General features: G+C 57.1%; 19 protein-coding genes. 10 read left to right on the top strand and 9 right to left on the bottom strand.

Annotated features, from left to right (window positions below):
- The first annotated feature begins 230 nt into the window (after positions 1-230).
- Genes ACA071_RS12740 through ACA071_RS12730 form a run of 3 tightly spaced genes read left to right on the top strand, consistent with a single transcriptional unit; the run spans position 231 to position 1823 of the window.
- Positions 231-980, top strand: coding sequence for a hypothetical protein (locus tag ACA071_RS12740; RefSeq protein ID WP_497644669.1), 750 nt, complete (start codon positions 231-233; stop codon positions 978-980).
- Complete coding sequence (locus ACA071_RS12735; RefSeq protein WP_497644668.1) at positions 981-1403, top strand: DUF4952 domain-containing protein; 423 nt, start codon at positions 981-983, stop codon at positions 1401-1403.
- 42 nt (positions 1404-1445) lie between these two features.
- On the top strand, positions 1446-1823 hold the full coding sequence (locus tag ACA071_RS12730; protein WP_497644667.1) for a hypothetical protein: 378 nt from the start codon (positions 1446-1448) through the stop codon (positions 1821-1823).
- Between the two features lie 85 nt (positions 1824-1908).
- On the opposite strand, the gene ACA071_RS12725 is transcribed toward ACA071_RS12730, so the two are convergent.
- Both ACA071_RS12725 and ACA071_RS12720 read right to left on the bottom strand, forming a co-directional pair.
- Positions 1909-2220: a DUF6124 family protein gene (locus ACA071_RS12725; RefSeq protein WP_497644666.1), complete on the bottom strand. Its 312-nt coding sequence runs from the start codon at positions 2218-2220 to the stop codon at positions 1909-1911.
- 278 nt (positions 2221-2498) lie between these two features.
- Entirely contained in the window at positions 2499-3422 is a 924-nt protein-coding gene (locus ACA071_RS12720) for a LysR substrate-binding domain-containing protein (protein WP_497644665.1), read from the bottom strand.
- A 165-nt stretch (positions 3423-3587) separates the two neighbouring features.
- On the opposite strand from ACA071_RS12720, the gene ACA071_RS12715 reads away from it, so the two are divergent.
- Both ACA071_RS12715 and ACA071_RS12710 read left to right on the top strand, forming a co-directional pair.
- Positions 3588-4361, top strand: a complete 774-nt coding sequence (locus ACA071_RS12715) for an SDR family NAD(P)-dependent oxidoreductase (protein ID WP_201187667.1) — start codon at positions 3588-3590, stop codon at positions 4359-4361.
- A gap of 12 nt (positions 4362-4373) precedes the next feature.
- Positions 4374-4538: a hypothetical protein gene (locus tag ACA071_RS12710; protein ID WP_497644664.1), complete on the top strand. Its 165-nt coding sequence runs from the start codon at positions 4374-4376 to the stop codon at positions 4536-4538.
- Positions 4539-5016: 478 nt separating this feature from the next.
- Here ACA071_RS12710 and ACA071_RS12705 read toward each other — a convergent pair whose 3' ends face one another.
- Positions 5017-6111 (bottom strand): formylglycine-generating enzyme family protein, encoded by a 1095-nt coding sequence (locus ACA071_RS12705; protein ID WP_497644663.1) that lies wholly within the window; start codon positions 6109-6111, stop codon positions 5017-5019.
- A 202-nt stretch (positions 6112-6313) separates the two neighbouring features.
- Here ACA071_RS12705 and ACA071_RS12700 point away from each other — a divergent pair, with 202 nt between their 5' ends.
- Positions 6314-8800, top strand: coding sequence for an arylsulfatase (locus ACA071_RS12700; protein WP_497644662.1), 2487 nt, complete (start codon positions 6314-6316; stop codon positions 8798-8800).
- A 110-nt stretch (positions 8801-8910) separates the two neighbouring features.
- A complete protein-coding gene (locus ACA071_RS12695) occupies positions 8911-10533 on the top strand; it encodes a DUF1254 domain-containing protein (RefSeq protein ID WP_497644661.1) in 1623 nt (540 codons plus the stop codon).
- Positions 10534-10909: 376 nt separating this feature from the next.
- Here ACA071_RS12695 and mqo read toward each other — a convergent pair whose 3' ends face one another.
- Entirely contained in the window at positions 10910-12556 is a 1647-nt protein-coding gene (mqo, locus tag ACA071_RS12690; protein WP_497644660.1) for a malate dehydrogenase (quinone), read from the bottom strand.
- 460 nt (positions 12557-13016) lie between these two features.
- On the opposite strand from mqo, the gene ACA071_RS12685 reads away from it, so the two are divergent.
- Complete coding sequence (locus ACA071_RS12685) at positions 13017-13448, top strand: lysozyme inhibitor LprI family protein (protein ID WP_497644659.1); 432 nt, start codon at positions 13017-13019, stop codon at positions 13446-13448.
- Positions 13449-13474: 26 nt separating this feature from the next.
- Here the strand turns inward: ACA071_RS12685 and ACA071_RS12680 are convergent, their stop codons facing one another.
- Genes ACA071_RS12680 through ACA071_RS12670 form a run of 3 tightly spaced genes read right to left on the bottom strand, consistent with a single transcriptional unit; the run spans position 13475 to position 14852 of the window.
- Positions 13475-14203 carry a DUF72 domain-containing protein gene (locus ACA071_RS12680; RefSeq protein ID WP_497644658.1) on the bottom strand — a complete coding sequence of 243 codons (729 nt, stop codon included), beginning with the start codon at positions 14201-14203 and terminating at the stop codon, positions 13475-13477.
- Positions 14200-14631: a DNA methylase gene (locus ACA071_RS12675; RefSeq protein ID WP_497644657.1), complete on the bottom strand. Its 432-nt coding sequence runs from the start codon at positions 14629-14631 to the stop codon at positions 14200-14202. The genes ACA071_RS12680 and ACA071_RS12675 overlap by 4 nt, the downstream gene beginning before the upstream one ends.
- Complete coding sequence (locus tag ACA071_RS12670; RefSeq protein WP_497644656.1) at positions 14631-14852, bottom strand: hypothetical protein; 222 nt, start codon at positions 14850-14852, stop codon at positions 14631-14633. The genes ACA071_RS12675 and ACA071_RS12670 overlap by 1 nt, the downstream gene beginning before the upstream one ends.
- Positions 14853-15036: 184 nt before the next feature.
- Here ACA071_RS12670 and ACA071_RS12665 point away from each other — a divergent pair, with 184 nt between their 5' ends.
- Positions 15037-15468 carry a nuclear transport factor 2 family protein gene (locus ACA071_RS12665; RefSeq protein ID WP_463260272.1) on the top strand — a complete coding sequence of 144 codons (432 nt, stop codon included), beginning with the start codon at positions 15037-15039 and terminating at the stop codon, positions 15466-15468.
- A 150-nt stretch (positions 15469-15618) separates the two neighbouring features.
- Here ACA071_RS12665 and ACA071_RS12660 read toward each other — a convergent pair whose 3' ends face one another.
- Positions 15619-16557 (bottom strand): aromatic alcohol reductase, encoded by a 939-nt coding sequence (locus ACA071_RS12660; protein ID WP_497644655.1) that lies wholly within the window; start codon positions 16555-16557, stop codon positions 15619-15621.
- A gap of 100 nt (positions 16558-16657) precedes the next feature.
- On the opposite strand from ACA071_RS12660, the gene ACA071_RS12655 reads away from it, so the two are divergent.
- The gene (locus tag ACA071_RS12655; RefSeq protein WP_497644654.1) at positions 16658-17059 is read left to right on the top strand and encodes a winged helix-turn-helix transcriptional regulator; all 402 of its coding nucleotides are present in this window, start codon (positions 16658-16660) and stop codon (positions 17057-17059) included.
- A gap of 129 nt (positions 17060-17188) precedes the next feature.
- On the opposite strand, the gene ACA071_RS12650 is transcribed toward ACA071_RS12655, so the two are convergent.
- Positions 17189-17854 carry a polysaccharide lyase family 7 protein gene (locus ACA071_RS12650; protein ID WP_497644653.1) on the bottom strand — a complete coding sequence of 222 codons (666 nt, stop codon included), beginning with the start codon at positions 17852-17854 and terminating at the stop codon, positions 17189-17191.
- Positions 17855-17870: the final 16 nt, after the last annotated feature.

Raw genomic sequence — 17870 nt, 5'->3', positions numbered from 1 at the left:
CTTGGCGGCTGCGTTGCACCGCGTTGCCCACAGGATAAGACCGGCGCAGGCACGACCGATGACCCCATCCTGCTGATTTATTGCCTATTCCCGCCGAACTGGGCGAGGTCATCCCGTGGCGTGCCCTTTTGCCGATAGCGTCGCGGCTCGACAAAAGTAATGGCAAATTAGTAGCATGCACGCCCAACGGAACAACACCCAGGTTGCTTCCAGATCACGGACGAACATCGATGAACAAAAGTGGTTACCTTTGCCTGGCCTTCATGATGGCGGTAGGCGGCATGAGTTTTTTTCTTCCGCGTGAAGCCGCGTTGGGCTCCCTCGCGTTGATCGCGCTGTTTTCCTTCGGTTACTTCGTCTTCTACCTGATCAGAAACAACCTGCACCACGGCATCATTAAAAGCCTGCTGCTCTCGGTACTCGTCATGGCCATCGGCATCATTCCCGTGCTCGGCTGGATCGTGATCATCGGCTTCGTCATCTACAACATTTCCAAAGCCCTGGAAGGCCTTAAAAGCCTGCTCCCGGACGTGCTCGCCAGCCTGGTAATCTACGGCCTGCTGTGCGCACGCCTGGCCTTCGACATCCGCGACCCCATGGCCATCGCGACACTCGCCGGCGCCTACCTGATCGCATCGATTGTCTACTGCCGCAGCCTTAATGGCTTCGCCACCGAACATGCGCTGTTCAAGATGAGCATCATGTGGCTATCCATCCCCTTCGCCGCCCTCACCATCATCTCGATCGTATCGGCCCTGGGTAACCTGTTCCGCACCGTCAGCTCCACCATCACCCGCACCGTCATCTCGCCACAAATGGTCTCGGCCCATATGCGTGGCGGCATGCCTATTGATGCGTACACCCGCAACATAACCACCAGCGTGACCAGCACCGTGACCAACCTGGCACCGGGCGCGGGGGTTATCACGGCGGGGGTGACGGGGGATTTGGCGCAGAAAGTGAAGACAGAGAAGTCGTAAATGAGCCGATTAATCTGCGGACTGTTTTTACTAGCCCTGTCCATGCTGTCGAACTGTGCAGTGGCGGAACCAGGCTGCGAGGATTTCCTCTCGAAGATCAGTGACAAACCTGCCTTTGTAGAGTTTTTACAATGCACTCAAGCCACTGACCGACAGGGAAAACCCTTCGTTGCCCAGTACCGCGTAACGGGTGCTGACGCGCTCAAGGCAGAGCGGTACATGAGCCAGCGTTTTGGCCTGCCGCCACTCAAGTTTTACTGCTGCGTTTGGGACTCCATGCCCTATTTTTATCGCGATAAAAAAACAGATATCGGGTATGGCTTCGTCATGGCTTCTGAGGAAACGCCCATCAACCGACGCGAATTGTGGCCCGATGTAAAGTTCTTCTACATCGAAGTATCGGTCGACACTGAAGAGATTTGATCGCTCTATGATTCGATGAATCCAAGGCAGGCAGGCGTATTAATGAAAAACCATGTCACGCAATCTGCGCTGTTTGTTTTAACGCTCTTACTCATGTGCGAACCCGTGCAAGCAGGCGTGTGGCAAATTTGCGCTATGGAGCTTCTTGTCACCGATGTGTTGAAACGACCCTTTCCGCAGGTACAGGCCCGAATCCTGAAAGTCAGCCCTGCATCGACCACGGTGGAATGCCCAGAAGTGGGAGCGACCGTCACCTTCACTCCGGAACAAGCTGACTATCAAAACCCGCTGCCACGTCGACAGTGGCCTAAAAAGGGACAGTCGGTGCGGGTTGACTATCGGTATCTGGATGGGGTGTGCAAGGGTGATGGCAATAGTTATGCGTGTCGGATTGAGCATTATCCAATGGGGGGGCGATAACGCCTCCCACGCACAAAAAAGCCCACTGCCCCGTCACCGGTTCAGTGGGCTTTTTACTACGTAACAGGTAAGGCGACGGCCTCACCTACCCCTGCGGATCAACTACATCCAACACCCGATTCACCGACAACTCTGCCAACGCAATCATCTGCTGTATCGCCAACGCCAGATTGCACTTGGGCCCTTCGAGAATGAACGCCAACTCGCTGGCCATGACGCTTGCCGAGGCAAGGGTTTCACAGGCGTGAACCAGGAGGGTTTCGTTGTTTACGTTGGGGACGATGGCGAAGATGGGATTGGGACGGCGCTCGGCCATGGCTGGGTTGCGGGACGGAGGCACGGTATCGGTCTTTGACGACTCGGGGCTTTCAGTGGAATTGTTGTTTTCGTCGGACATTGGAACTCCAAGGGATTGGGTTCCTATGAAAAATTCGGGCTACCACACCCGTTCGCTGTATTGGCAGCGGCGAAGAGAGGTTAGCGAGGGGGCTTCCGAGGGGCAAGTCTGGCGGCATGTGGGAAATATCCGAGAGGTATGTGCTACCAATCGAGGGCTGCTATCGGCCAGCATCGACTTGAGATCGCTGGCCAACTTTAGTTTGACGCTGTTGACCGGCAGGAGCCGGCCAAAAGCAGTCGCTCAATGCTCAGGAAAAATTCATCAACGAATTGCGCTCAAGCACTGCCAACTTTCGATGACTCCTCGAGTAACCAATCGCGGAACGCCTGAATTTTCGCCAGCCCAGCAACCTCAGGCCGGAACACAATGTAGTAAGCAAAATCCAGCAGGCGAATGGCATCGCCGAAGGGTCGAATCAACCGCCCGGCTGCCAAGTCGTCGCGCAACATGACGCTACGCCCAAGTGCCAGTCCGTGACCATCGATAGTCGCTTGAAGCACGGCAGCCGAATTGTTGATACGCAGCCCGTGTTCCGCATTTACATCGGTGTATCCCGACGCATCGAGCCAGGTTCGCCAAGTGGGGTATGCAGGATCGCCCGCCATCGACAAGTCATGAATCAACGTTGCCTGGGGCAGTTTATTGCCTGACAGTCGCCCCGCCTTCAGCAATGGATAGGTCGGTGCGCAGACAGGGTACATCTCTTCGTCCATCATTTTGATCGCCGTCAATCCCGGCCAACGCCCCACACCATATCGAACGCCGATGTCCATGCCCTCGGCAATGAAATCCACAGGCCTGAGATTGGTGTCCAGCAACACATCGATTTGTGGGTGCGCAAGTTGAAATCGTTCAATACGGGGCAACAACCACTTGGCCGCAAATGCCGGACTGACGGTAACGGTCAACCCCGTGCTGAGCGAGCCCTCCTTCAACCGCGCCAACCCCATGCGTAAACGGTCAAAACCTTCCCGAATATCCGGTAGAGCTTCTCGGGCGACATCCGTCGGGACTAGCCGCGCGGTTCCACTGTAAGAACGATTGAACAACGTAATACCCAGCCACGCCTCCAGTGTTCTCACTTGCTGCCCCACGGCCGCGGACGTGACATGAAGTTCTGCTGCTGCGGCTGAAAAACTTTGATGCCGAGCTGCGGCCTCAAATGCCCGGAGCGCGTTTAGATAGGTTGGTGTCGTCATCTGTTAAAGAAATTCTTTAATGTTTGGAAAAAACTTCTGATTTGTGAGCCCTGACCCGAAGACGAAGAATAGCAGCCAGACCGAAACGTTAAAGGCTCAAATACTGCAAATATCCGAGTAAAGCCGGTCAGAACATTTTTCCTCACTCACACAGGGCATTTCAACATGAAAAGATTTTCTTCCAAAGTCGCGATCGTAACCGGCGGCGGTTCAGGCATCGGTAAAGAAGTTGCTCAACGTCTAGTTGCTGAGGGAGCTAGTGTTGTGATCGCCGGTCGTGATTCGGCAAAACTTGAAAAAGCCGCAGCGCAAATCGACCCTAGCGGCAAACAGATACGTACCTTGGCGGGTGATATCGCCATGCCCGCCACGGCCAAGGCATTGGTCGAATTGGCGACAGCCGAGTTCGGGGGCGTGGACATCCTGGTCAGCAACGCAGGCGTGTTTAATCCCAAGCCTTTCCTGGAGGTCGATGAGCAGGAATACGACAGCTTCATCGACATCATTCTCAAGGGCAAATTTTTCATGGCCCAGGCCGCAGCCAAAGCAATGCAGCAACGCGGCGGTGGCGTGATCGTGCAAACCGGTTCGCTGTGGGCGCTGCAAGCGATCGGCGCGACTCCATCGGCTGCGTACTCGGCCGCCAACGCCGGTGTCCATGCGCTGACCCGTAACCTGGCGATCGAGCTGGCATCGTCCAACATCCGTATCAATACAGTCGCCCCTGCGGTGGTGGAAACACCGATCTACAACACCTTCATGGACACCGAGCAGATCAAGGAAGTACTGCCGACCTTCAACGCGTTCCACCCACTGGGTCGCAATGGCCAGCCTGCGGATGTGGCCGAAGCCATTCTATTCATGGCCTCCGAGCAAGCTTCCTGGATTACCGGCACCGTGTTGCCAGTTGACGGCGGCGTAACCGCCGGCCGTATTTAAAGGAGAGAAACGATGATGCTGGATTGGAATGACTACCGCGAAACACTGCTGGGCCGAATCGGTGACCTTGCCATGCTGTCGCCCGATACAGTGGGCGGCCTTCAAGTGCTAAACGGCGCAGCAGTGACCTATTCGGCACGGGTCTTGGACGCTTACGCGGCGCTCGAAAACAATTAACCCCGAACCCCCACTCCCCCAATTCTAAAGGGGAGTGCGGTTCCCATGTCGGCACTCTAGGCCCCGTTGAAACATCAAGACTATATGGAAGGGGATCTTGAAGCTGTGGACGACGTCTTGCAGAGTTTAAAACACGTTACTGCACTCATCCTGTCAGGAAACATCAAGGTATAGGAAATTGAACTCCACTTGACCACGTTTTTGCATTCGACCTTACCAGTCATTTGCATGACATCTGACCCCCGATTGCATCGGATTTGACCAACACGCGTTGTAACCATGATCGGAAGAGAACGGCCAAAAGCCGTCATTCGCGTTTTCATCGTAAAAGTCGGAACCGGCGACCTCGGCGACACTTTGCTCAGTCGCAGGGCCCAACAGATAAATCTTCGTGCGATACAAGCGCCAGAAACGAAATCCGATGCAATGCCAAGCTATTTCTTGACGGTAAAGCATGGCTCCCGCGTGAATATTACATTCAGCGGTTCTTTTCCCATTGATCATTGCTCATCGTCAGGCGAAAGCCGAGATGCGACATCGAGTTCATTGGATCTGCGCCCTGCCTGGCACTGGTTCGAAAGCTCGTGCAGTAGCTGTCGCTACAAAGAAAAGAGCCCCCTCGAATCACACGCTGTGGTGCGTTGGCCGTTACTCCGAGATCCGGGTCATAGCTGTCGGAGGGACCTACCGGGTTAAACACTGCTTCACCCGCCGACTGATGCTTGAGCCCTACTCTAAACGCATCGGCACGATACCAATCGGCGACCCACTGCCAAACGTTACCGGACATGTCATAGAGCCCGTAGCCGTTAGGTCGGTAACTGCCTACCGGTTTAGTGCCGATTTTGAATTTATTGCTGGACCCGCTCACGGGAAACGGCTGTACCTCATCCCAGGTATTAGCCATCTTTTCCCCGCCGGGCGAGAAGTCATTACCCCACGCATAATTCGCTTGTTCCAGTCCGCCTCTTGCGGCGTATTCCCATTCAGCCTCGGTCAGCAGCCGTTTGTGGGCCCAAGCGGCATACGCTTGTACATCTTCGCGTGAAACCTGAACCACCGGATGGGTTTCCTTGCCCTCGATAGTACTGTCAGGCCCCAGCGGGTGGCGCCAGTCAGCCCCTGGGACAAATGCCCACCACTGGCTGAAATCATTGAGTGGGATCGGCCTCTCTGTTCCCACAAAAACCAATGCGCCAGGCACCATGACACTGTCATCCGGCTCAGGAGTACCCGGCGGTAGTTGTACTTTCAGATCTTCCCATTTGGGTTTACGTTCGGCGGTGGTGACGTAATGCGTTTCAGAAATGAAACGGGCGAAATCGGCATTGGTGACGTCATAGCGGTCGATCCAATACCCGTCGAGTCGAACCTTGTGCGCCGGCCCCTCGTTTGGACGAGCCTGCTTATGATCGCTCCCCATCAAAAATTCGCCGGCAGGAAGCCAGACCATTCCCAAGGGGCCATTTTTTCCATCACCCAGCGTCAACGGCACGGGGCCGCGAATGTGCTGATACACCACTAACGCCACGCAAGCCGACACGATCCCGGCGCAGACGATGGCGATACCCAAACGCCGTTTCCTGATAAGCATGTGCGCTCCCCTTGATTTCAGGCTGCGGCCATTGCTGAACCTTCCTGACATCAAGATCAGGTATAGACAGCACGACTCCAATGTCAACGCCCGCTCGCGCGAACGATGAGATGGACTGGCGAGAGAAGAAAACGGTTCTACACTCCGAACTTGGGGTTTCGGGGGTTTACAGGAGCTGGCCATGGCCACTGCACACTGGAATAAACCTTTATGGCTGCGCCAGCGCATCAGTTCAGGACTGGCAGTTGCCTTGCTTTCGTTCTCTTGTGCCAATGCAGCGACACCGGAAGTCAACGGCACGCCCGGTTCACCCAGCGCTACCACGACCATCGATGGGAGATACCTCCCTAATCCTCCAGAAGCATTCCGCGGCGTTATCAACCTCGACGCCGCAAGCTCCACACCCTACTGGTCGCCGACCGTCGTTCCGCCCAAAGACGCGCCGAATATTTTGTTGATCATCACCGACGATGTCGGCTTCGGCGCCCCCAGTACGTTCGGCGGCATCATCCCTACGCCCGCCATGGATCGCGTCGCGGCAGCCGGGTTGCGCTTCACGCAATTCAATTCGACGGCACTGTGTTCGCCGACGCGCGCCGCCTTGATTACCGGGCGCAATCACCATTCCGTCGGCTTCGGCGTCATCACCGAAGTTTCAACGGGCTATCCCGGCTACAACAGCGTCATCACCAAGGACAAGGTGACCATTGGCAAAATCCTCAAGGACAACGGCTACGCCACCTCGTGGTTCGGCAAAAACCACAACACCCCTTCCTTCCAGATCAGTCAGGCCGGCCCGTTTGATCAATGGCCCATCGGCATGGGCTTTGATTATTTCTACGGATTCATGGGGGGCGAAACAAACCAGTGGCAACCGGGCAATCTGATGCGCAACACCACCCCGATCCATCCCTACGTCGGCAAACCAGGCTGGAACCTGATCACCGCGATGGCGGATGACGCCGTCGGCTACGTCAATGAATTGAACGCACTCGATCCGAAGAAGCCGTTCTTTCTTTATTACGCGCCCGGCGGCACCCACGCGCCGCATCACCCGACGCCCGAATGGATAGATAAATTCAAGGGCAAGTTCGACATGGGCTGGAACGTCGCGCGCGACCAGATCTTCGCCAACCAGCAGCGCCTCGGTGTCATCCCGCAGCAAGCCAAACTCACGCCGTGGCCGGACTCTCTGAAGAAATGGGACGAACTGCCGGCGGACGAGAAAAAACTGTATGTCCACCAAATGGAGGTCTATGCGGCCTATCTCGCGTACACCGACCATGAAATCGGCCGGGTGATCCAGGCGATTGATGACATGGGCAAGCTCGATAACACGCTGGTTATCTACATCAGCGGCGACAACGGCGGTAGCGCAGAAGGCACCCCTAACGGCACACCAAACGAAATGACTACCTTCAACGGAATCAACGTACCGGTGGCCGACCAGATGAAGTATTTAGACGCTTGGGGCTCGGACCAGACCTATCCGCACATGGCCGTGGGCTGGACCTGGGCCATGGATACACCTTTCAAGTGGACCAAGCAGGTCGCATCACATTTTGGCGGCACCCGCCAAGGCATGGCCATCTCCTGGCCGAACCGGATCAAGGATGCCGGCGGCATCCGTAACCAGTTCCACCACGTCATTGACATCGAGCCGACGATCCTCGAAGCCACCGGCATAGACGCGCCGCTCCAGGTAGATGGCATTGCGCAAAAGCCCATCGAAGGCACGAGCATGGCTTACCTTTTTGACAAGCCGAATGCCGACAAGCCGTCCACGCGCACCACGCAGTATTTCGAAATGCTCGGCCTGCGCGCGCTCTACCACGAAGGTTGGATGGCATCGACGACGCCTTACCGCGCACCTTGGGATATCACCGCGCAGCCACCCAAGGACATCGTCAATGGCGTCAAATGGGAGCTGTACGACATCACCAAGGACTGGACGCAGAACGACGATGTCGCAGCAGCCAACCCTGCCAAACTCAAGGAACTCCAGGATTTGTTCTGGGTGGAAGCGAACAAGTATCAAGTGTTACCGCTCGACGCCTCCGGTTTCACTCGCGTCGTTGCTCAGCGCCCGAGCATCGTGGCCGGACGCACCGAGTTCAATTACTTGTCGCCGGTGACCGGCATTCTTCCAGGCAACGAGCCCAACATATTGAACAAGTCCTACGTTATTTCGGCTGACGTCACCGTTCCGCAAAGCGGCGGCGACGGCGTGCTGGTGACGGACGGCGGCCGCTTCGGTGGTTATGCCCTCTACCTTCTGAAAGGCAAGCCGGTTTTCAGCTACAACCTTGAGGGAGTGGCGCAATTCCGTTGGGAAGGGACCGAGGCGCTTACTCCCGGAAAGCACGGCATCAGCTTCGATTTTAAATACGCTGGGCCGGGGTTCGGAAAAGGCGGCACCGGCGTGCTGTCGGTGGATGGCAAGCAAGTGGCGAGCCGTACGATCCCCAACAGCGTTCCATTCGTCTTCGGCGTGGATGAAAGTTTCGACGTCGGCTCTGACACCGGCACTCCCGTCGATGACAAGGATTACCAGGTACCGTTCGCGTTCAACGGCTCGCTGCACAAACTCACCGTCAAGCTCGAACCGCCGCAGTTGAATGTCGCGGGCAAGGAGGCAGCCCAGAACAAGGTCGGCAACAAAGACTAGGAACGCACCCGAGCCAACTCGCACGAGACAACCCGCGTCGTGAAAGCACACGTCCACCACTAGGTTTATTTGGGTAGTCAATGCAATAGACGCCTCTCAAGGAGAGCACTATGACGCACACGCTCAGACCACTGGCCGTATTGGCGACCTTCGTCGCGCTGGCCATTCCTGTAATGGCCGAGACGCAGACCACCACCGAAATCCCCCCCGCGATCACCACGCCCGATCGTCTTGAGACCCGTATCGGCACGCTGGAATTCAAGGATGGCGCGCCGAGCGCAAAAACCGCCCAGGACGTCTATGACACCCTGGCTTTCACCCGTGGTGTAGACGCGTTCATGAACAGTTTTTCGGGCGCCTCGGCCTATGCGGTTCGCGAGGGCTTCCACAGCATCGGGGCTGAGGACAACTCGGTGGTTATCTTCTCTGAGTTGATGGACTCCAAATCGCTCTTTCTCACCGCCAACGTCGATACGATCTATACGCTCGCGGTCCTCGACTTGACGAAAGGCCCATTGGTGGTTGAGGTGCCACCGAAGGCGCTCGGCACGCTCAATGACATGTGGTTCGGCTGGATCATCGACATCGGCGCGCCCGGCCCTGATCGGGGCGAAGGCGGCAAGTATCTGATCGTGCCGCCGGACTACGATGGTCCTCTTCCAGACAGCGGCTTCTTCGTGGGCCGATCAAAAACCAATCATGTGCTCTACGCCGTTCGTGCCTTCATGGAGAACAACGATCCGAAACCTGCTGTGGCCGAGATCAAAAAGTCGCTGAAGATCTACCCCTACACGCCGGGCGGATTTGGCACCAGCATTGCCACGGCACTCGAAGGCAACGTCAGGCTTGCGCCCAATCCACCGATACCGCCGACGAAGTTCGTTGAGGGGAGCGGCAAGTCATTCAATACAATCGCGCCTAACGACTTCTCCTATTTCGAGATGCTCGACAAGCTCGTACAGCTGGAACCGGCCACCTCTTTCAACCCGGAACTCATTGGCCAACTGGCGGCCATTGGCATCGTGAAGGGCAAACCCTTCAGCCCCGACGCCCGAATGAAGAAGATTCTCACCGACGCTGCGGCGGTGGGCAACGCGGCTGGGCGAGCGCTGAATTGGCGTGCCGCAGACTATCCTGGTTGGTCCCTTTATCCGAACTCGATGTGGGCCAACATGCTATGGCAAGGTGGCTTCGACTTCGAGACACCGCCGCCGACGATCACCAAGGAAGGCTTGTTTAAAGCGCTGCCACCGACTGGCGCGCGGACCCTCGATTCCCGCGCGGCCTTTTACTACGGCTACACCATGGATTCGCCGGGCATGATTATGCGATTGCCCAATGTCGGTTCGCAGTACCTCATGGGCTTCACTGATGCTGAAAAAAATCCCTTCGATGGCGGCAAGACCTACAAGGTGACCCTGCCGCCGAAGATTCCCGCGGCCAAGTTCTGGTCGTTCACCGTCTACGACAACCAGACGCGGTCAATGCTCCAGACGCAGCAGCGTTACCCGCGCGCAGGAAGCCAGACCTACCCTACACCGGCCGCCACAGAGAACGCGGACGGTTCGACGACTATCTACTTCGGCCCTTCCAAGCCCGCTGACGCCAAGGCAGGCAACTGGATCCAGACTACGCCCGACAAAGGGTGGTTTACGCTCCTGCGCCTCTACAGCCCGCTTGAATCGTTCTTTACAAAAGAGTGGCGGCCGAGCGAGGTCGAATTGGTTAAGTAAGACTGACCATCTGTTTCAGCGGATGGCGCGAAGCGTCGCCGCTAAACGGGTACTTGCGCCCCAACGTTAGCCAATGTCTGCTATGGGTTGTTTCAGTCGGTCACGACAGGCAGAAAACGACCCAGAGTGGCGGGTGGCAACAGGCAGAAATCGGCCGATTTCTGCCTTTCGCCACCGGCAGCAATGGGGCGAAAGCAGTCCTTGCCGAGCAACCGCTTTGGATCGACAGTTATCTGTGGCAAACCACTACGGTCACAAGAAAAGGTACTGAAAAAACAATCAACGCCACGGGCTAGCAATATATCTCTCAAATCCCACCCACAAAAAAGCCCACTAACCGTTACCGGCCTAGTGGGCTTTTCGATTCAGCTTCTACTTACAAAGCCATATCACTAGCAGCATTAGCCTTCGGAGCCTTACCAGCATCAGCCGGCGCAGCAACCGCAGCCGCTGCCTGAGGGATAACCGGCGGCGGAGTCAGTTGCAACACTTTCGCCGTGTAAGCCCACTCCTCAGCAACCTTCTCAGGGCTACCGTTCAATTGAGTGCCATAGCTCGGCACGATCTGATGCAGCTTCTCCTGCCACGCAGGCGATGCAACCTGATCCTTGAAGACCTTTTGCAGCACGGTCAGCATGATCGGTGCAGCAGTCGATGCACCTGGCGATGCACCCAGCAGACCGGCAATCGAGCCGTCAGCGGAAGCAACGATTTCGGTACCCAGCTTCAGCACGCCACCGGCGGCTTCATCACGCTTGATGATTTGCACGCGTTGGCCGGCTTGCCACAGGCGCCAGTCTTCGGCTTTGGCGTTCGGGAAGTATTCTTTCAGGGCGTTCATGCGGTCTTCGTCGGACAGCATGAGTTGGCCGGCAAGGTACTCGACCAGCGGGTATTCCTTGATGCCGACTTTGGTCATCGGCCAGATGTTGTGGGTGGTGGTGGTGGTCAGCAGGTCCAGGTACGAGCCTTCTTTGAGGAACTTGGTGCTGAAGGTCGCGAATGGGCCAAACAGGATGACGCGTTTGCCGTCCAGGACACGGGTGTCGAGGTGCGGAACGGACATTGGCGGTGCGCCGACGGAGGCTTTGCCGTAGGCCTTGGCCAAGTGTTGTTCGGCGATGGTCGGGTTTTCGGTCACGAGGAACGAGCCGCCGACCGGGAAGCCTGCATATTCCTTGGCTTCAGGAATGCCGGACTTCTGCAGCAAGTGCAGTGCACCGCCGCCCGCGCCGATGAAGACGAACTTGGCGTCGGTTTCGGTTTCGATACCGTCTTTCAGGTTTTTGTAGCTGACGCGCCAGGTGCCATCGGCGTTCTTGGTGATGTCCTGTACTTCGCTGGACAGTTTCAAGTCGAATTTTGGCGTGGTTTGCAGGTGCGCAACGAACTGGCGGGTGATTTCGCCGAAGTTGACGTCGGTGCCGATTGGGGTCCAGGTGGCCGCGACTTTCTGGTTCGGGTCACGCCCTTCCATCATCAGCGGAACCCACTTCTTGATCACAGCCGGGTCTTCGGAGTACTGCATGCCGGCGAACAGCGGGCTCGCTTGCAGGGCTTCGTAGCGTTTTTTCAGGAACTTGATGTTGTCATCGCCCCACACAAAGCTCATGTGCGGAGTGGAGTTGATGAACGAACGCGGGTTCTTCAGAACGCCTTGCTGAACCTGCCACGACCAGAACTGGCGGGAGATCTGGAAAGCTTCGTTGATTTCAACGGCTTTCGGGATCGACACTTTGCCGTTTTCGTCTTCCGGGGTGTAGTTCAGCTCAGCGAGGGCGGAGTGACCGGTACCGGCGTTGTTCCAGCCGTTGGAGCTTTCCAGGGCGACGCCATCGAGGCGCTCGACCATTTCCATCGACATGTCCGGTTGCAGCTCGTTGAGCCACACGCCCAAGGTCGCGCTCATGATGCCGCCGCCAATGAGCAGCACATCGACTTTCTTTGCCTCTTCCGCGTGAACGGACGTGATCCCCATCGACAAAGCCAGCCCCAGCAGGGCCGTGTTGAGTTTTTTAAGCATCTGTAGCACCTATGATAAAACGCCATCCGCCCTTCCATCCTCACGCGTGAGGCCCTGGTTCACGGCACGCAGGCAGCATGTCGTGGGTTCCCGCACATCAGGATTGGAGGGTGGGCACACAAGGCCGACGTGTCCATCGACCTCAGTTTATATGTCCCTACTGAACTGACTTTTTATCATTATTGGCTTCAGCTACTTGAGCGACATTGATCCTGTTTGCTCGCCTCTGGGGCGCGCGAACTGAATGGTCAAAGCAAGTTGGGGCGAAGAATATCACGACATGGCAAACCCGCGCGTCTGTTCGCGACTTGGTGGTCTGGGTCTGTGTCTGGATTTATCGGCGGTGGTCGGCAAATCGTGGCCTTCCTGAGCTGACGGTACGGTGCACATCACTGGATTCGCTACAAACGGCGCCAAACCATTAAAGTGACGCCCCCCACACACCAGAGAACGATGAACCATGGATGGCCTTCAACCCGGCATTGCGCCGAAAACGATTCACCGCTACCGCTCATTGCTTGTTCCAGCCCTTTTTTTCGCACTGTGCACCACCGCGCAAGCCAGCAACCTCTGCCCTGCCGCCACCGATGAAGGTCAGATGTACGATTGCCTGCAACAGCAACTCAAAGCTTCCGATCGAGCATTGAATGTCGCTTACAAAACCTTGATCGCGCGGTACAAAGACAATGGCATTTCCAGACAGCCACCCACTGAGGATCAGATGCTGAAAAAGGCCCAGTTGGCCTGGATTGCCTTACGGGATGCCAGTTGCGACTTCGAGACTTACGAATCAAGGGAAGGCAGCGGTTTTGGCACGATCCATACCTTCTGCCTGCTGGAGCAGACGCAAAAGCGCGTTGAGTATTTGAATGGATTGGTTGGCGCGCCTTGAATCAATCGGCGACTGGGTGGATACCATCAACCTGATGGTTCCATCAGCGCCCGCAAACTCAACGCATTCCCCAACGCAAACCCGCTCGCCGTGTTATCAAAGACGCACCACGTCTCAGCGCCCTCTTCCATCGAACTGCGCATTCGCTGCGCCAACACCTGCAATCGTCCCACGTCATAGTCGCTGTAATAAATCCGCGGCGAGCCATGCAGCCGCCAATAACGCACCCCGGACCATCCACCCGGCGTGGTGCCGCCGGTGATCGGTGAGGGATCGGCGGCGACTCGCCCGATGCGGTGTTCGATCAGTAAACCGCTGGCCGCGCGCCAGGTTTCATGGCGGGGTTCGAGCACCACGGTGCCCGCATAGCGGTGCCGCAGCATGCGGAAAAAATCCGCAGCCATCGTGGCGTCATAGGCCAGCGACGGCGGCAACTGAATCAGCAGGCAACCCAATCTGTCACCCAATTTCAGGCACTGCGCCAGGAACTCGTCGAGCAAAGCTTCGCAGTGTTGCAAGCGCTGCACATGGGTAATGAGCTTGGGCAGCTTGACCGAAAATCGAAACGCTGACGGCACCGATTGAGCCCAGCGCAGATACGTTTGCGGCTGATGCGGACGATAGAACGAGCTGTTGATTTCAACTGCCGGCAGTTGCGTCGAGTACCGTTGCAAATGGGTGCCGGCGTCAGGAAACAGCGGCCAGTATTCCCGAGGCAAACTCCAGCCCGCGCAACCGATGTAGAGCGGACTCAATAGAGCACCGCCGCCGCATCGCGCATAAAGATTTCGATGGTTTTCGGGCCTACCCCTTCGAACGCGTCAAGGCGTTTTTCGAAGGCCTGGCGGTCTTCGCTGGCGCTATGAATGGCGCCGATTTTACCGGCGTATTCATCGCTGAGTTTTTTGCCCAGGTGGCGCAGGCGCTCGGCCGTGGTTTCGTCGTAACGCACGTAATGGGCTTCGCCGAGCATGGCCACCAGCTTACGATGGGTACAACCCGCCAGTTTGCGCGCGGTGTCGCGGGTGTATTTTTCGACAATCACTCGATAGGCCTGGGCGGCGATGTCCGCCTGGATGCGCTTGCCCATCAGGAAGCTGGCGACAAACCATTTGAACAGGGCGCTTTCATCGCCTTTTTTCAAGTGGATGCCCAGGTCTCGGGCGCTGATCGCTTTGCTCATCAGGTTCCACCACCGATTCCCTGAATCGAATTGGCGAAGGCAACGCCCGCCTCCCGTACCAGCACGCGCCACTCCGCGCCGTTGATCAACCCGGTGCGCTCCATCTCATCGGCGGCCTTCAGCAGTTCGTCGTAGTGCTCTTCACTGTCCATGCGGATTTCGGGTTGCCTGAGCAGCTTGTACCAGGCGGTCAAGGCTTCCTGCTTAGGGTCATCACTCATGGTTGGGCTCCCAAGGGTCGTTTTCCCTTGGAAGGAACGAGTTGAAAGGCCGTTCCTCGCGCCCGACAAATGGTGATGTCGGCCAAAAGCTCTTTCTGTTTGCCCGGCAAAATATCTGCTAAGTTGTACGACGACTGATGAATTCAATCAGTCTCGACTCCCCCACAACAACAAGGAAACACCCATGCAAAAAGCCAAATTGCTGATCGGTTTTCTCTGCCTCTTCAGCGGCTACGTCGCCGCCGCCCCGGCGACCGCCGAGAAAGACGTGGCGCAAGCCGTCGATCACCTGACCCAAGCCATGCTGCACAAGGACATTCCCGAACTGCAAAAGCTGACGGCGACCAACCTGAGCTACGGGCATTCCAGCGGCAAGGTCCAGGACAAGGCAGCCTTTATCGCCGATATCGAAACCGGTAAAAGCGCGTTCAAGACCCTGGAAATGCAGAAGCAGACCATTACCCTCTCGGGCGATACGGCGCTGGTGCGTAACCACTTCTCGGCGCAGGCGCTCAACGGTACGGAAGTGGTGCCGACCGAGATCGAGAACTTGCAGATTTGGCAGAAGCAGCATGGGAAATGGTTGCTGGTGGGGCGTCAGGCGTTTCGTATCTGACCGTGGCATAGCAGTTCATTGCTGAGATAAGGGGTGTCTGGGCTGACGCCTTCGCGAGCAAGCTCGCTCCCACAGGGGATTGTTGGTGGACACACTTGATGTGTACGCCACAGATCCAATGTGGGAGCGAGCTTGCTCGCGATGAGGTCCTCAAACGCCCCAGCTACCAGAATGCCTGGCAACCCACCCCTTAAGCGTCACCACGTCAATGGCCTCTTCCGCATTGAACGTCCCCGCCTTATCCCAAGCCACTCCCCTGCCCTCGGCAAACACCAACCGATATTTGCTCAATTGATCATCCGGCCGCTTGGCCAGTTCAGCCTTGAGCAGCGGCACACCCCACTGCACCCGCGCGATCTGGCGCCCGACTGCGGATTCCACCGTGTCAGCCAATTGCCCGTAGGTGATGGTATCGCCAGCCACATACACCATCTGGTTCACGAACGCTGGCTGCTTGAATACGATCGCGGCAGTCAGCAGGCCGATGTCCTCAGGCGTGGTGATGGTCAATCGTGTATCCCAGTCCCCAAGCGCATGGACCGTATTGTTGGCCAGGTCGACCACGCCGAAGGACGGTTCGAACAGGAAACTGGTGAACATGCCGGTCGAGACGATCACCCATTCGATACGTTGTTGGGCGCGCAACAGATTGCGCACGTGCAATTGTTCGTCAAACAAGTCCTGCGCACTGCCAGCGCCGATCACGTCGTAATCCACACCAAACTGCCATGGGAAGTAACGCTTAACCCCGGACTCGATCGCCGCGTGCGTCAGTTTGGTCTGGGTGCCCGGCCCCGCCGCAAACCCGACGCAACTGATCACCGTGTCAAAGCCTGCGAACAGCGTCGCCAGCTCGCCGACCGAATCCTTCGCGATGTCGCCCGCCAGGGTTTTGATGCCCAGTGCATTCAGCTCGGACAGTTGCGCGAGCCGGGTCGGGTCTTGTGTGTCGATGGCCGACGCGCGCAGCAGCACGGTCACGCTAGCGCCCGAGGCCTGGGCGGCCAGTTCGCGCATCACGGCCATGCCCAGTTCGCCGGCGCCGAGCACCAGGATATTCCGGGAGGCAGTGTTTTCGTTGTGGCCCATCGTGTCTCTCCTGTTCGCAAGATCACTGAAATTCAGCAATCATGCTGGCACCCTTCGACGCCGCGCATAAGTAGGCACACGGGTGATACCGGAGAAGCGAGTGGACATTTCAGACATCATCAAGCGGTCACAAGGCGCCTGCGAAGCGTTGAGCGCCGAGGACGACGGACTCAAGCGCGACGTGCTGACTCACGCAGGCAATCGCTGGTCGCTGAGCATTGTGTATGCCCTGGGAGTGGCCGGGCCGCTGCGCCACGCCGAGATCGGCCGGCGCATGGACGGCGTGACCCAGCGCATGTTGACCCGCACGTTGCGCACGCTGGAACGTGATGGGTTGGTGTTGCGCCATGACTATCAGGAAGTGCCGCCACGGGTGGAGTACCAACTCTCCGCGCTGGGCACCGGGTTGTTGGAGAACATGATTCCGTTGTGGGATTGGGTGATGGAAAACGCTGAGGGATTCCGGGCTGCCAGGGATGAGTATGAACAGGGGATTAAGTAGATTTGAGCCTTTAGGCGTCTGGGCTGATGCCTTCGCGAGCAGGCTCGCTCCCACAGGGGATTTGTGCACGACACCGATCCAATGTGGGAGCGAGCCTGCTCGCGAAGAGGCCCTTACTAGCGACCTCTTTCAGGGCCGGGTATGCGCCACATCCAACTGACTGAACGTCACCTGTCCCCCTTCATTTTTATAGCCTGCGTTATCCAGCGCATACACCCCGGCCTTGAAGTACAGCAGCTTGTTCTTCCAGCTCGAACTGATTTGCTTGCCCCAGCTATACCCCTGGGAACTGACATTCAAATAGCCGGCAGAACTGAAGCGAACTTCGTAAGAGAATGGCTTGCCCAGCGCAATGTCCCTGGCAATCACGACGGTGATGTCTTCCCTGCCCGGCTTCAGCCGATAGTTGGCAATCACATCACCCTTTTTCCTGGCGGTGTCGTACTGATACTCCACTTTCAGCAGCGGGCCTTTGTCTTGATAGATATGGATTTGCCCGATCACGATCCGGCCCGTTGAAGGCACTTGATTGACCTTCAACACGGCTTTGAGCCGGTGATCGGCTTCCGGGTAGGTCCAGTTGCGCAGCGTTCCGTCACTCAGGGTTTCACGCAGTTCGCTGCGGGGAAATTCGGACTTGGAAGTGCTGGACCCGGTGACCGGAGCCCAGAAAAAGAGGTTATCGCCGGAGCGAAAATACGTGTCGGAATAGCCATCCACCAGTCGCGGCGTATCGATGACTTTGGCGGGCGTCCCTACAGGGATCGTCAGGTTCCAGGTTGCCAAATCAATCATTTCAACTCTCCTTGGG

It is taken from the genome of Pseudomonas sp. LBUM1646 (genome assembly GCF_059716165.1).
Note: the sequence above shows the minus strand (reverse complement) of the source record. Positions and strands in the feature narration are given on the sequence as shown.